Origin of the sequence: Micromonospora sp. WMMD712 (assembly GCF_029581295.1) — a bacterium.
Classification (GTDB): Bacteria; Actinomycetota; Actinomycetes; order Mycobacteriales; family Micromonosporaceae; genus Micromonospora; species Micromonospora carbonacea.
The window spans coordinates 1,458,816-1,473,157 of sequence record NZ_CP120743.1 but is presented as its reverse complement, the minus strand read 5'-3'; the positions used below and the strand labels follow the sequence as shown (position 1 = coordinate 1,473,157).

The window sequence follows — 14,342 nt, the reverse complement described above, 5'->3', positions numbered from 1 at the left end:
TGCCAGGTCGCCCCCGGTGGCCGGGCGCACGGGGGCCCGGCCGGCGGTCAGCGGGTCTTGCGCGTCGCCCGCTTGCGGGGCGGGGTCAACAGGTCGGCGATGGCCGCGATCGCGGACGGCACCAGCCGGTAGTACGCCCAGACGCCCCGCTTCTCGCGTTCGAGCAGGCCGGCCTCGGTGAGGATCCGGAGGTGGTGGCTCACGGTCGGCTGGGAGAGCCCGAGCGGCGCGGTGAGGTCGCTGACGGACGCCTCGCCTTCGGGGGAAGACTGGATCAGGCTGAGCAGCCGCAGCCGGGCCGGGTCGGCGATCGCCTTCAGCACCCCCGCGAGCCGCTCGGCGTCGGCGCGCTTGATCGGCTCGCCGGTGAGCGGCGAGACGGCGGGCGGGGCGGTTCTCGGAGTTGCCACGCCCCTCATCGTCGCACCGACGCCATCGATCGGGCGGTGGATCCGGAACTCGGGTGTCGCCACCAGCCTGCGGGGTGACGCCGGGCCGGACAGGCCGGCGACCAAGGGTGGCCGGGTCGGTCGGACGGTGGAGGCGCCTCCTGTCCGGTCGCGGAGCGCGGACGACGTTCCGGTGGAGTTCGGGGAATGCGCTGGTCAGCGAGGAGCGGGGCGAGAGGTTCATGTATATGAACTTATGTTCTTATCCTTGACAGTCGAGCGCGGCCTGGCAGACGATGCCGGGCGTGTGCAAAATCCCTGTAAACAATCGGTGCCAACAACCGACATCGGCCGGCGCGCGATGACCGCCGAGCCGGGGTGCGGGCCGCGCGGGATGCGGGTCGGTGGGCGGGTCGCGCCACTCGGCGTGCCCGGCACGGCACCCCACCTGTCCTGGTCGGTGCCGGGCGGCGCGGAGATCGATCCGGAGCGCGGGTTCCAGGTATCCGTGGCGGCCTCCCGGCAGGCGGTCGAGTCGGACAGGGACCTCGCCTGGGCCACCACCTGCGCCCGGCCCTGGACGGTGTACGCGGGCCCGCCCCTGGCCTCGCGCGACCGCCGCTACTGGCGGGTCACCGCCACCGACCGCTCCGGCCGCCCGGTCAGCAGCGCGACGGCGGCCTTCGAGGTCGGGCTGACCGCCCCGGGGGACTGGTCGGCCACCTGGATCAGCGCACCCGTGCCGACCTACCGGCGGGAGAGCTGGGACCCCTGCCCGTACCTGCGGCACGAGTTCGACGTCGACGAGGTGGGCGCCGCCCGGGTCTACGCGAGCGCGCTCGGGCTGTACCGGCTGTGGCTCAACGGCGTCGAGCTGACCGCCGACGCGCTGTACCGCCCCGGCTGGACCGACTACCGCACCCGGGTCTACCACCAGACCTTCGACTGCGGGGCGGCACTGCGTCCGGGCCGCAACACCCTGGCGGCCGTCCTGGCCAACGGCTGGTACGCCGGACGCCTCGGACTGCTGCGCGAGCCCGGCTTCTACGGCGACCGGCCGGCGCTGCTGGCCCAGCTCGAGATCGACGGCAGGCCGGTCGCCTCGACCGGCGCCGGCTGGCGCGCCGGGCACGGGGCCCTGCAGGCGACGGACCTGCTGCGCGGTGAGTCCCAGGACCTGCGGCAGGAGCCGCCCGGCTGGCGGCTGGCCGGCTTCGACGACACCGGGTGGGCGCCGGCCGAACCCTTCGCCGGGGTCACGCCCCCGGTCGAACCGCAGCCCCACGACCCGATCACGACCTACCAGGTGCACAGCGGCCGGCTCGTGCACGAACACGCCCGGGGCCCGGCCGTCTTCGACTTCGGGCAGAACCTGGTCGGTTGGACGAAGCTCACCACGAGATGCCTGCCGTCGGTCGAGTTGATCGTGCGTCACGGCGAGATCCTGACCCCCGAGCAGCTCGTCTACCGCGACAACCTGCGCGGGGCCTTCCAGGAGGACCGCTTCGTGGTGCCCGACGCCGGGCCGCACCAGCTCGCCACGTCGTTCACCATGCACGGGTTCCGCTACGCGGAGGTCTGGGGCCTGCCCAGCCAACTGCCGCACCACAACTTCACCCTGCTGCCCGACACCTCGATCGAGGCGGTCTCCGTCACCGGACTGCCCAGCCCGGTCGGCGAGTTCTCCTGCTCCGACGAGCACCTGACCCGCCTCGCGGCCAACGTCGCGTGGACCGTCCGTGACAACTTCCTCGAAGTGGCCACCGACTGTCCCCAGCGCGACGAACGCCTCGGCTGGCTGGGGGACGCGGGGGCGATCGCGCCGACCGCCGCGTACCACTTCGACGTGTCCGCCTTCCTGGCGAAGTTCGCCCGGGACGCGGCGGACACCCAGGGCCCCGACGGGGAGATCCGCAACTACGCCCCGGCGATCCCTCCCGCCAGCATGCGGCCCGGGGCGCCCGGCTGGTCCGACGGCTTCGTCCGCCTCGTCCACCTGCTCGTGCAGCGGTACGGGGACCTGCCGACCGCCGAGCGGCTGTTCGCGTCGATGGTCCGCTTCCTCGACCACGTCGACCGGGCCAACCCGGCCGGGCTGCGGGTCAACGAGGTCGGAGCCGACTTCGGTGACTGGCTGTCGCTGCCGGAACGCGACGGCCTGGAGCTGCACCCGGGCTACGCCTACACCGGCGCCTACTCGACCACCCCGACCGCCATCGTCGACACCGCCCACAGCTACCGCTCCTTCGTCCAGCTCGCCCAGATCGCGGCCTGGCTGGGCAGGGACCGGGAGGCGGCCCGGCTGGCGGACCGGGCGGCGGAGATCCGCGCCGCGTACCGTGCCGCGTTCCCGCTCGCGACCGGCGGCGTCGCGGACGCGACCCAGGCCGCGTACGCGCAGGCGGTCGGATACGGGCTGCTCACCGGTGCCGAGGCCCAGGAGGCGGCGGACCGGTTGCGCGCGGGGATCGAACGGGTCGGCCACGTCACCACCGGCATCCACGGCGTGGAGCACGTCCTGCCCGTGCTCTGCGCCCACGGGCACGCGGACTTCGCGCTCGAACTCCTGCTGCGCAGGCAGATGCCGAGCTGGCTGTACATGGTCGACCAGGGCGCGACCACGATCTGGGAGAAGTGGGACGGCATCCGCCCCGACGGCACCCTCGCCACGGCCGAGATGAACTCCTTCAACCACTGCGCGCTCGGTGCCGTGGGCCGGTTCCTGTTCGAGCACGTCGCCGGCATCGACGCCACCGAGACCACCTGGACCGGGGAGATCACGGTGCGGGCCGCGTACTCCGCCGCGCTCGGCTGGGCCCGCGCCGCCTACGACAGCCCGGCGGGCCCGATCGGCAGCGCGTGGCGCTGGGCGGGCGACGTGGTAGAGCACGAGCTGCGGATCCCCGCGACCGCGTACGCCACCGTCCGGGCACCGGCGGGCGCCCGGCTCGTCGCGGCCGGCCAGGGCGGCGTCGGCGGCACCGAGCTGCGGCTCGGCCCCGGCCGGCACACCGTCGCCGTGCACGGGCTGGTCGCGCCGTGACCCCCGGGTGGCCGCTGGCCCGCACCGTGCTGCTGAAGCTCGTCCGGCTCGCGGCGGTGCTGTTCGTGGTGTCGCTGCTCTGCTTCCTCAGCCTCAGCCTGCTGCCCGGCGACCCCGCCCAGGCGATCCTCGGCGAGTCCGCGTCGCCGCAGGCGGTGGCCGCGCTGCACGAGCAGCTCGGGCTGGACCGGCCGTTCCTGGAACGCTTCCTCGGCTGGCTCGGCAACGCGGTGCAGGGTGACCTCGGCCGGTCCTACGCGACCAACCAGACGGTCGCCCAGATCATCGCCGAGCGGGCCCCGGTCACGATCGAGCTGATCGTGCTCAGCCAGCTCATCGCGATCGCCGCCGCGATCCCCGCCGCCGTGGCGGCCGCCGCCCGGCGTGGCTCGGCCGTCGACCGGGGGATGAGCCTGTGGGTCTTCACCGTCCTGTCGACGCCCAACTTCGTCGTCGGATTCGTCCTGATCTGGGTGTTCGCGGTCCAGCTCGGGCTCTACCCGGCGAACGGCTACGTCCCGGTCAGCGCGGGGATCGGCCAGCACCTCGGCTCCCTGCTGCTGCCCTCGCTCACGCTGGCCGCCGCACCGTTCGCGCTCTACCAGCGCGTGCTGCGCGCCGACCTGGTCGAGACGTACGGCCAGGAGTTCATGCAGGTCGCCCGGGCCAAGGGCATCTCGCCGCTCCGCGCCGCCATGCGGCACGCCTTCCGGCCGAGCCTGCTCAACCTCACCACCTCCGTCGGCGTCACCGTGGGGGTGCTGATCGGCTCGGACGTGATCGTGGAGACCCTGTTCAGCCTGCCCGGGCTCGGCGCCGAACTCGCCCACTCGGTCAGCGCCCGCGACTACGCGGAGGTGCAGGGCCTGGTGCTGGTGATCGCCGCCGCGTTCGTGCTGATCAACGCGGCGGTCGACCTGATCTACGGGCTGATCGACCCGCGGCTGCGGGCGCGGAGCAAGGCGGTGACCCGATGAGCCTCGACGTCGCACCCACGGCACCGGCCACCGCCGCCCCGGCCACGCCGAAGACCCCCGCGCGGTCCGGCCGGCGGTGGCGGGTGACCGACCTGCTGTCCATGGCCTGGCTGGTGCTGCTGGTCCTGTCGATGCTGCTGCTGCCGACCGTGCTCGGCCTCGACGACCAGCAGATGGCGGCCACCGACCGGTTGAGCGGGCCGTCCGCCGCGCACCTGCTCGGCACGGACAACTACGGGCGCGACCTGCTCGCCCGGGCGCTGTCCGGGGCGCGGGTCTCCCTGTTCATCGGCTTCGGGTCGGTCGCCGCCGCCGCATTCGTCGGGGTGCCGCTGGGCATGCTGGCGGGCTACCTGCGCGGCCGGTTCGACGCGGTCGTCTCGTTCGTGGTGGACGTGATCCTGGCCTTCCCGGGTCTCATCCTCGCCCTCGCCCTGGCGTCGTTCCTCGGGGCCTCGATCACCAACGTGCTGATCGCGATCACCGTGCCGATGACACCGGTGTTCGTCCGGCTGGCCAAGGCGCAGACCCTGGCGGTGGCCGGCCGCGAGTACGTGGAGGCCAGCCTGGTGATCGGCACCCCGGCCCGGTCCATCCTCTGGCGGGACGTGCTGCCGAACATCCGCACCGCCGTGCTGTCGTACGCGCTGGTCAGCATCGGCACCGCGATCCTCATCGAGGGCGGTCTGAGCTTTCTGGGCCTGGGCGTGCCCTCGCCCCAACCCTCGTGGGGAAGCATGATCAATCTTGGCCGGTCCTTCATCGCGAACGACCCGTTGCTGATCGTGGTGCCGGCGGTGTTCATGCTGCTGACGATCCTCAGCCTGAACCTGCTCGCCGACCGGTTCCTGTCCGGGGCGGACGCCGTGACGGGCGGTGCGCGATGACCGGGGACGCCCTGCTGAGCATCCGTGACCTCGTGGTGGAGTTCCCGACCCCGGCCGGGCCGGTGCGCGCCGTCGACCAGGTCAGCCTCGACCTCGGCTTCGGCGAGCGGCTGGGGATCGTCGGTGAGTCCGGCTCGGGCAAGAGCGTCCTGGCGCGTACCGCGATGGGCCTCACCCGCACCAGGGCCGCCCGGGTCACCGGCCAGGTCCGGCTCGCCGGCCACGCCGTGCTCGACCTGAGCGAGCGCCGTCGCCGCGCCCTGTGGGGCCGGGAGGTCGCCATGGTGTTCCAGGATCCGCTCAGCGCCCTGCACCCCATCACCCCGATCGGCGAGCAGATCGCCGAGGCGGTGCGGCGCGATCCCCGGGTGACCCGCCGGCAGGCCGCCACCCGGGCCGTCGAACTGCTCGAGACGGTGGGCATCCCGCTGGCGGCGCAGCGGGCCCGGTCCCGGGCCCACGAGCTGTCCGGTGGGATGCGGCAGCGGGTGGCGATCGCCATGGCCGTCGCCGGTCGACCCAAGCTGATCTTCGCGGACGAGCCCACGACCGCCCTGGACGTCACCGTGCAGGCCCGCATCCTCGACCTGTTCGACGCCCTGTGCCGGGAGTTCGGCATCGGGCTGGTCATGGTGAGCCACGACCTGGGCGTGGTGGGTCGGCACACCGACCGGGTGGCGGTGATGTACGCCGGCCGGATCGCCGAGCGCGGTCCCGTGGCCGACGTCTTCGCCCGCCCCGGCATGCGTTACACCAGCGCCCTCATGGCCGCGATCCCGCAGGCGGACGTGGCACGGCAGGTCCTGCCCAGGCCGATTCCGGGGCTGCCGCCGAACCTGCTGGACCCGCCGCCCGGCTGCCGGTTCGCGCCCCGCTGCGGCTTCGCGTCCGACCGGTGCCGCACGGCGCAGCCGCCGATGACGGCGCGGGCGGCGGGGGCCGGGCACGAGTTCGCCTGCTGGCACCCGGGCGAACCGGCGGTCGACGCGGCGGTCGCGCCGCGCCAGGACAGGGAGGTGACGGAGTGACCGCCGAGCGAAGCGCCCCGGTGTTCGAGCTCAGGGACGGCTCGGTCCGCTACGGCACCGGCTCGGTCGAGGCCGTCTCGCAGGTATCGGTGCAACTGCACCGGGGCGAGATCCTCGGCCTGGTCGGCGAGTCCGGCTGCGGCAAGTCCACCACCGCCCGGGCCATGCTGGGCCTCGTCCCGCTCAGCGGCGGCGCCCTGCTCCTGCACGGCGAGCCGGTGCGGCGGCACGACCGCCGGCTGCGCAGGTCCGTACAGGCGATCTTCCAGAACCCGGCGGCGTCGTTCAACCCGAAGCGGTCCCTGCTCGACTCGGTCGCCGAGCCGTTGCGGGTGCACGGGCACGGCACCCCCGCCGAGCGGCGTCGGCGTGCCCTCGCCGAACTGGACCGGGTGGGCATCACCGAACAACTGGCCCACCGCCGGCCCCGGGAGGTCTCCGGCGGCCAGTGCCAGCGCGCGGCGATCGCCCGCGCCACCATCCTGCGCCCCGAGATCCTCGTCTGCGACGAGCCGGTCTCCGCGCTGGACGTCTCGATCCAGGCCCAGATCCTGGAACTGCTGGCCGAGCTGCGCGCCGAGCAGGGGCTGGCCATGCTGTTCATCTCGCACGACCTGGGCGTCGTCGCGTCGCTGTGCGACCGCACGGCGGTGATGTACGCCGGCCGGGTGGTGGAACAGGGCGCCGCCCTCGACATCGCGCACGACCCGCGCCACCCCTACTCCGTCATGTTGCAGGACTCCGTACCCTCCCTGGACCTGGCCGCCGCCCGGGCGCCCCGGGTCCAGCCCACCCCGGGCGCCGAGGACGTCGACGGCCGCCAGCTGGCCGGCTGCCGGTTCGCCACGCTGTGCCCGTCGGTGACCACCGCCTGCACCACGTCGCCGCCTCCGCTGCGGCAGATCGCGCCGCGGCACGAGGTGGCCTGCGTCCATCCCTTCCCGTCGACCACCCCGCGTGTCGCGGCGCAGCCGTCCAGCACGGTCTGACCCCGCCTCCGGGCTGCCCGGCCGGCTCGCCGCGACACGGTTCCACCACCCCCGAACCCGTCATCCGAAAGGCCCCGACATGCCTTTTCCCCCAGCCCGCCGCCGCCTCGGCCGGGCGACAGCCCTGCTGCTGACCCCCCTGCTGGCGGTGGCCCTGACCAGTTGCACGACGAAGGCCGGCACCGGCGACACCGGTGGCGACAGCGCGCCCCGGGCCGGCGGGACGCTGACGGTCGCCCTGGCGGTCGAGGTGACGACCCTCGACCCCAGCAAGGGATCCGCCAACGCGATGGCGCTGGTCGGCTCGTCGATCTACGACACCCTCATGGTCGTTCCCAAGCTCGGCGACCAGCCGCAGCCCAATCTCGCCAAGTCGCTGACCGCGAGCCCGGACAAGTTGACCTGGACGATGACCCTGCCCACCGGGGTCCAGTTCAGCGACGGCACGCCCTTCAACGCCGAGGCGGTGAAGTTCAACCTGGAGCGCGGCATGGCCAAGGGCTCCACGGCCGCGGCGCTGCTGTCGTCGGTCAAGTCGGTGGAGGCCCCCGACGAGACCACCGTGCTGCTGCGCCTGAAGGAACCGTTCGCCAGCCTGCCGTACGCCTTCGCCTACGACGGCTCCGGCACCGCGGGCTACATCGCCTCGCCCACCGCCCTCAAGCAGTACGGCGACGACTACACGGCCCACGCGGCCGGCGTCGGACCGTTCAAGCTGAAGTCCTGGTCGCCCGGCAAGCCGGTCGAGCTGGTGCGTAACCCGAACTACTGGAACAAGGACCGGCAGGTCTACCTGGACCAGGTCGTCATCAAGACGATCGCCGACCCGCAGAGCGCCTACCAGGCGTTGCAGGCGGGTGACATCGACCTGATGTCGACGGTCAACCCCACCCTGATGCAGACGGCCAAGGCCGACAGCCAGGTCAACTTCGTCCAGGGGGTGGGCGGCGACCAGGACGCCGTCATCCTCAACCTGACCCAGCCGCCGTTCGACGACCTGCGGCTGCGGCAGGCGGTGTCCAAGGCGCTCAACCGGCAGGAGATCGTCGACCTGACCACCGAGGGCTTCGGCAAGCCGGCGGTCAGCCTGTTCCCCGAGGGGAACGCCTTCCACGGCACGGCCGCCGACCCGGGCTTCGACCTGGCCGGAGCCAAGGCGCTGGTCAAGGAGTACGAGACGGCAACGGGCCGGAAGCCGAGCTTCTCCTACACGTGCAACACCATCCGCCCGGCCACGGACGTCATCGTCGCGCAGCTCAAGGCGGCCGGCTTCGACGTCAAGCTCGACGCGCTGGACTACTCGGCGTGGGTGGCCGCCTTCTTCGGCAAGAAGTACCAGGCGATCTGCTGGACCATGGCCGGCTTCCTGACGCCGGACCTGCTGCCCTACCGGTTCCTGTACTCCGGTGGCGACCTGAACACCGGCGGGTTCACCGACGCGACGTTCGACGCCCGGGTGACCGCGGCGCGCGCCGAGTCCGACCCGGCCAAGCGCAAGCAGCTGTGGAACGAGGCGGACACCGTGCTGACCACCCAACTGCCCTGGGTGTGGACGACCAGCGCGCCGATCGGCTTCATCTGGTCGAAGCGGATGCGCAGCGCCGACTACGACGAGCCGAGCCGGCTGCGCTACAGCGTGCCCACCTTCGCCAACGCCTGGGTCACGAACTGACGCCGCCGCCGGTCACGCGACCGGCGGCCTGAGGAAGGGAACAGCACATGGAGTGGATCGGTCGGGTCGGCGCCGTCACCGGGGCGGCCTCGGGCATCGGGGCCGCGACGGCGCAGGAGTTGGCCGCCCGCGGCGTGCACGTGGTCGCGATGGACATCGACCCGGCCGGTCTGTCCGCCACGGTCGCCGCGATCGAGGCCGCCGGGGGTGCCGCGACCGCCGCCGTCGTCGACGTCGCCGAGCGGGCCGCGGTGCAGGACGTGATCGCCGGTGTGGCGGCGGGGCACGGACGCCTCGACCTCGTGGTCAACTGCGCCGCGACGTTCCTGGCCCGTGGCCTCGACGTGACCGGCGACGACTGGGACCACGTGCTGCGGGTCAACGTGCAGGGCATCAGCAACGTCGTGCAGGCGGCCCACCCCCTGCTGGCCCGCGCCCCGGGCGCGGCGGTCGTCAACACCGCCAGCATCTCGGCGCACGTCGCCCAGCGGTCCCGGTGGACGTACAACACGACGAAGGCCGCGATCGTCACGCTGACCAGGTGCATGGCGATGGACCTCGCCCCCGACGGCATCCGCGTCAACGTGGTGAGCCCCGGCTGGATCTGGACCCCCGAGGTCGCCCGGGCGGCGGGCGGCGACCGGGCCGCCTGGGAGCCGGTCTGGGGCCGGTTCCACCTGCTGCGCCGCCTCGGGGAGCCGGTGGAGGTGGCCCGCGCCATCGCCTTCCTGTGCTCCTCCGACGCCAGCTTCATCACCGGCACCGAACTGCCGGTGGACGGCGGCTACCTCGCCATGGGGCCCGAAGGGCTCGGGGACGACTCGTCCTTCGCCGGCTCCCGGTAGCACCGCCCGCCCCGCGGGGCGCATCGACTAGTGATTCGAGGAACGACAGTGACCACCAACATCGTCATCACCGACACCAACCTGGGGGACGGCTCGATCGAACGAGCCGTGCTGGCCGGCGACTTCGCGGTCAGCCGGTTCGACGCCAGGACCGAGGACGCCGTCCTCGACGTCGCCGGCGACGCCGACGGGCTGCTGGTGCAGTGGGCGCCCATCACCGACCGGGTGCTGGCCGGGCTGCCCCGGCTGCGTGCCGTCGTGCGCTACGGCATCGGCCTGGACAACATCGACCTGGCCGCCGCCGCCCGGCGGGGGGTCGAGGTGCGCAACGTCGACGACTACTGTCTGGCGGAGGTCGCCGACCACAGCATGGCGGCCGTCTACGCGCACAACCGCCGGCTCACCACGGCCAGCCGGTCGTGCGCCGCCGTGGGGTGGACCACCGCGGGCATCGCCCCCGCGCTGCCGCCCGGGCAGGACCCCGTCGGCGTCGCCGGCTTCGGCCGCATCGGCCGCGAGGTCGCCTCGCGGGCCCTCGCCCTGGGCTTCCCGGTGCACGTGTGGGACCCGTTCGTCTCCGACGTGCCCGCCGGCGTCACGGCGCACCCGACGCTGGTCGGGCTCGCCGCCGCGGTCAACCACCTCACCCTGCACGTGCCCGCGACGCCACAGACGCGCGGGATCGTCGACCGCGCGGTGCTCGACGCGCTCGGGGCCGACGGCCACCTGGTCAACACGGCCCGGGGCGCCCTCGTGGTCGAGACCGACCTGCTGGCGGCGCTCGACGCCGGCACGCTGGGCTTCGCCTCGCTCGACGTGCTGGCCAGCGAGCCACCCGAGCAGACGTCCGCGAAGCTGGCCGGGCACCCGCGGGCCCTGGTGACCCCCCACCTCGCGTACCTGTCGACGGTGTCGCTGCCGCAGTTGCAGCGGCGGGCCGCCGAGATCCTGCGCGACCTGCTGACCACGGCGGGCTGACCGGTGCGCGCCCTCGTCTTCACCCGGCCGAACACGGTGGAACTGCTCGACGTCGCGCCGCCCGTGCCGTCCGACGGTGAGGTCGTCGTCGCCGTCCGCGCCGTCGGCATCTGCGGCAGCGAGCTGCACGGCATCGGCGACTCCCACTTCCGCAGCCCGCCGCTGATCATGGGACACGAGTTCTCCGGCACCACGAGCGACGGGCGTCGGGTCACGGTGAACCCGCTGCTGAGCTGCGGCGCCTGCGACCTGTGTGGCCTCGGCCGCGAGCAGTTGTGCCGCCGCCGGCAGATCCTCGGCATCCACCGGCCCGGCGCGTTCGCCGAGCACGTGGCGGTGCCCGAGCACGCGTTGCACCCGCTGGCGCCCACGATGTCGTTCGAGACGGCCGCGATGATCGAGCCGCTGGCGAACGCCGTGCACGCCCTGAACCTGGCCCGCCCGGCCGAGGGCGCGCGGATCGCGGTCCTGGGCGCCGGCACGATCGGCCTGGTCTCGCTGCTCGTCGCCCGTCAGCACTCGGACGAGGTGACGGTCTGCGACCTGTCCGAGGCCCGCCTGGCGGTGGCCGAGCGCCTCGGCGCGGCGGCCGTCGGCCCGACCCTGACCGGCGAGTTCGACGTGATCATCGACGCGGTGGGCGCCGCGGTCACCCACCGGCTGTCGGTGCAGCGCCTGCGTCCGGGCGGCACGGCCGTCTGGGTGGGCCTGCTCAGCGGCGACGCCGGCTTCGACGGGCAGCAGATCGTCCGGGAGGAGAAGCACGTCGTGGGCTCGTACTGCTACACGGGTGCCGAGTTCGCCCACGCGGTCGCCCTCGCGGAGACGGTCGCGCTGGACTGGACCTCACCGTTCGACCTCGCCGACGGGGCCACCATCTTCACCGAGCTGATGCGGGGCCGCCAGGACGTGGTCAAGGCGGTGCTGCGGCCGTGACGGCGCGGCGACGACCCCTGCCGGCCGACCCCAAGGAAAGGAGGAACGCCATGTACGGCGTGCGGCTACTTCATCTCGGTGACGGTGACGTGCCGGGGCCCGAGGTGTACTGGATGTCGGACTGGGACCGCTGGTACCGGCTCGCCTTCCAGGCGGTCCTGATCCAGGGCCCGGGCGTCAACGCGCTGGTGAGCACCGGCCCGGCCCGGGATCTGGGCCCGATGAACGCGCGGTGGGCCACCTTCCTCGGCGAGCGGGCCGCCCTGCGGCGGGCCCCCGGGCAGTGGCTGCCCGACCAGCTGGCCGCCCACGGCCTCGCCCCCGAGGACGTCACGCACGTCCTGCTCACCCCGTTGCAGCTCTACACCACGTCGAACGTGCCGTTCTTCCCCCGCGCGCAGATCTGCCTGACCGAGCGGGGGTGGACCCACTTCCACCGGACGACGAAGCACCCGCACGACGACCGCTGGTCCTCCCTGTCGCCGGAGGTGCTGCACCACCTCACCCACGAGGCGTGGGACCGGGTCCGGCTGCTCGCCGACGAGGACGAGGTCGTGCCCGGCATCCGTACCTGGTGGACCGGGTCGCACCACCGCGCCTCGATGGCCGTCGAGATCGACAGCACCGTCGGCGTCGTCACCGTCACCGACGCCTACTTCACCCGCCGCAACCTGGACTCCGACCACCCGATCGGGATCTGCGAGAACATCTACGAGGCCATGGCGGCGCACGAGCGGGTGCGCCGGGTCGCCGACGTGCCGCTGACCCTCTACGACGCCGACCAGCTCACCGCGTACCCGGACGGGCTGGTCGCCGAGCCGCCCGGGCGGTGACGTGCCCGGGGTGTGCTTCCCGCTGTCCGGCCCGGCCGGACAGCGGGAAGCGACGGGGTCAGCCGGCCGCCCGGTGCCCGACGACGGTCTGCTCCTGCCGGCCCAGGCCCTCGATCTCCAGGGCCACGACGTCGCCGACGCTGAGGTAGGGGAACCGGCCGGACAGCGCGACGCCCTCCGGGGTGCCGGTGTTGACGACGTCGCCCGGCATCAGCAACATGTGCTGGCTGAGGTGGACGATCAGCTCGGGCACCGAGAAGATCATGTCGGCGGTGCTGGAGTCCTGCCGGGGCTCACCGTTGACCCAGGACCGCAGCCGCAGCCGGCCGGGGTCGAGCTCGCTCGCCGGGCGCAGCACCGGCCCGAGCGGGTTGAACGTCTCCGCGCACTTGCCCTTGGACCACTGACCGCCGGAGACCTCGATCTGGAAGGCGCGCTCGGACAGGTCGTTGGCGAGCGCGTAGCCGGCCACGTAGTCCAGGGCGTCGGCCGGGTCGGTGAGGTGGCGCGGCGTGCGCTTCATGACGACGGCGAGCTCGACCTCCCAGTCGGTCTTCGTCGACCCGAGCGGCAGGACGACGTCGTCGTCGGGGCCGACCACGCAGCCGGGGTGCTTGAGGAAGACCACCGGGTACTGCGGCGGTGCGGCGCCGGACTCCGTGGCGTGGGCCGCGTAGTTCATGCCGATGCACACCACGGCGGGCGGGCGCGCGATCGGTGCGCCGATCCGCTGCCCGGCCGTGTCGACCGGGTCGAGCGTGCCGGCGGCGAGGGCGGCGGCCGCCCGCTCGATGCCGTCGGTCTCGAAGAAGGAACCGTCCAGGTCGGCGGTCAGCCCGGTGAGGTCGTACTCCCGGCCCTCGTGGCGCACGGCCGGGCGTTCCTTGCCGGGAGCGCCGAAGCGGAACAACTCCATGTCAGTCCCTTCGTGTCGTGGGTGCGGCGCCGTCCCGGTAGCCCAGGCGCAGCGAGAGCTGGTGGGCCGTGGAGCAGAGCGTGTCGATGGTGCGCCGGATGAGTTCGGGTGTCTTGCGGACCTCGGGAATGGAGACGCTGACGGCGGCCCGGGTGGTGGCCCGCAGGCCGTGCAGCGGGGCGGCGACGCAGAAGACGCCCGGGGTGTACTCGCAGTTGTCGATCGCGTACCCGTGCGTGCGGGCCTGCCGGACGGCGGCGAGGAGCTCGGGGAGCGAGGTGACGGTCTGCGGCGTGTACCGGACGAACTCCGTGTCGGCGAAGCGGTCCCGCAGGTCGTCCTCGTCGAGCTGGCTGAGCAGTGCCTTGCCGATGCCGGTCGCGTACGCCGGCAGGCGCACGCCGACCCGGGAGGCGAGGCGCAGGTGGTGATCCGGATCGACCTTGGCGATGTAGACGTTGTCGGTGCCGTCGAGGGTGGCGAGCTGGACCGTCTCGTTCAGCGTGTCCCGGAGGGTCTCCATGTACGGCAGCGCGACCTTCTCCAGGTCGTTGATCGCGACGTAGCTCTGGCCGGCCTGCCACAGCCGGATGCCGATGCGGAACCGGCGGGTGTCGGGGTCCTGTTCGAGGAAGCCCCGGGCCGTCATCGTCATGAGCAGCACGTAGGTGCTGCTCTTGGGGAACTCCAGGCGGCGCTGGACCTCGGTCAGGGTCAACCCGTCACGGTGCTCGGTCAGCAGGTCGAGGATCGCCAGCGTGCGGTCTGCCGACTTGACGAGAGTGCTCATAGGAACGGCCCTGTTCATGTAGATGAACCGTGGTTCTGATACTGGTACCATACAACCTC

General features: G+C 73.0%; 13 protein-coding genes. 10 read left to right on the top strand and 3 right to left on the bottom strand.

The genetic code is table 11. The features are described from left to right. Positions 1 to 47 precede the first annotated feature (47 nt). Complete coding sequence (locus O7633_RS06025) at positions 48 to 419, bottom strand: metalloregulator ArsR/SmtB family transcription factor (RefSeq protein WP_074473490.1); 372 nt, start codon at positions 417 to 419, stop codon at positions 48 to 50. Positions 420 to 720: 301 nt separating this feature from the next. Between O7633_RS06025 and O7633_RS06020 the strand changes: the two genes are divergently transcribed. The 10 genes from O7633_RS06020 (at position 721) to O7633_RS05975 (ending at position 12,577) form a co-directional block, all read left to right on the top strand. Then, entirely contained in the window at positions 721 to 3,432 is a 2,712-nt protein-coding gene (locus tag O7633_RS06020) for an alpha-L-rhamnosidase (protein ID WP_282326650.1), read from the top strand. Next, entirely contained in the window at positions 3,429 to 4,409 is a 981-nt protein-coding gene (locus O7633_RS06015; protein WP_141723664.1) for an ABC transporter permease, read from the top strand. Before O7633_RS06020 ends, O7633_RS06015 begins: the two co-directional genes overlap by 4 nt. Next, a complete protein-coding gene (locus O7633_RS06010) occupies positions 4,406 to 5,296 on the top strand; it encodes an ABC transporter permease (RefSeq protein WP_282326648.1) in 891 nt (296 codons plus the stop codon). Before O7633_RS06015 ends, O7633_RS06010 begins: the two co-directional genes overlap by 4 nt. Then, positions 5,293 to 6,324: an ABC transporter ATP-binding protein gene (locus O7633_RS06005; RefSeq protein ID WP_282326646.1), complete on the top strand. Its 1,032-nt coding sequence runs from the start codon at positions 5,293 to 5,295 to the stop codon at positions 6,322 to 6,324. Before O7633_RS06010 ends, O7633_RS06005 begins: the two co-directional genes overlap by 4 nt. Further along, positions 6,321 to 7,313 (top strand): ABC transporter ATP-binding protein, encoded by a 993-nt coding sequence (locus O7633_RS06000; protein WP_282326641.1) that lies wholly within the window; start codon positions 6,321 to 6,323, stop codon positions 7,311 to 7,313. The genes O7633_RS06005 and O7633_RS06000 overlap by 4 nt, the downstream gene beginning before the upstream one ends. Before the next feature lie 79 nt (positions 7,314 to 7,392). Beyond that, positions 7,393 to 8,985 (top strand): ABC transporter substrate-binding protein, encoded by a 1,593-nt coding sequence (locus O7633_RS05995; protein WP_282326640.1) that lies wholly within the window; start codon positions 7,393 to 7,395, stop codon positions 8,983 to 8,985. A 47-nt stretch (positions 8,986 to 9,032) separates the two neighbouring features. Beyond that, positions 9,033 to 9,830, top strand: coding sequence for an SDR family oxidoreductase (locus O7633_RS05990; protein ID WP_282326639.1), 798 nt, complete (start codon positions 9,033 to 9,035; stop codon positions 9,828 to 9,830). A 48-nt stretch (positions 9,831 to 9,878) separates the two neighbouring features. Further along, the gene (locus tag O7633_RS05985; RefSeq protein WP_282326637.1) at positions 9,879 to 10,808 is read left to right on the top strand and encodes an NAD(P)-dependent oxidoreductase; all 930 of its coding nucleotides are present in this window, start codon (positions 9,879 to 9,881) and stop codon (positions 10,806 to 10,808) included. Positions 10,809 to 10,811: 3 nt separating this feature from the next. Beyond that, positions 10,812 to 11,744 carry an alcohol dehydrogenase catalytic domain-containing protein gene (locus O7633_RS05980; RefSeq protein WP_282326635.1) on the top strand — a complete coding sequence of 311 codons (933 nt, stop codon included), beginning with the start codon at positions 10,812 to 10,814 and terminating at the stop codon, positions 11,742 to 11,744. Positions 11,745 to 11,794: 50 nt separating this feature from the next. After that, positions 11,795 to 12,577: a hypothetical protein gene (locus O7633_RS05975; protein WP_282326634.1), complete on the top strand. Its 783-nt coding sequence runs from the start codon at positions 11,795 to 11,797 to the stop codon at positions 12,575 to 12,577. A 58-nt stretch (positions 12,578 to 12,635) separates the two neighbouring features. On the opposite strand, the gene O7633_RS05970 is transcribed toward O7633_RS05975, so the two are convergent. Together O7633_RS05970 and O7633_RS05965 are read right to left on the bottom strand one after the other, a co-directional pair. Next, positions 12,636 to 13,493: a fumarylacetoacetate hydrolase family protein gene (locus O7633_RS05970; protein WP_282326633.1), complete on the bottom strand. Its 858-nt coding sequence runs from the start codon at positions 13,491 to 13,493 to the stop codon at positions 12,636 to 12,638. Position 13,494: 1 nt separating this feature from the next. Next, positions 13,495 to 14,283, bottom strand: a complete 789-nt coding sequence (locus O7633_RS05965; RefSeq protein ID WP_282326632.1) for an IclR family transcriptional regulator — start codon at positions 14,281 to 14,283, stop codon at positions 13,495 to 13,497. Positions 14,284 to 14,342 lie beyond the last annotated feature (59 nt).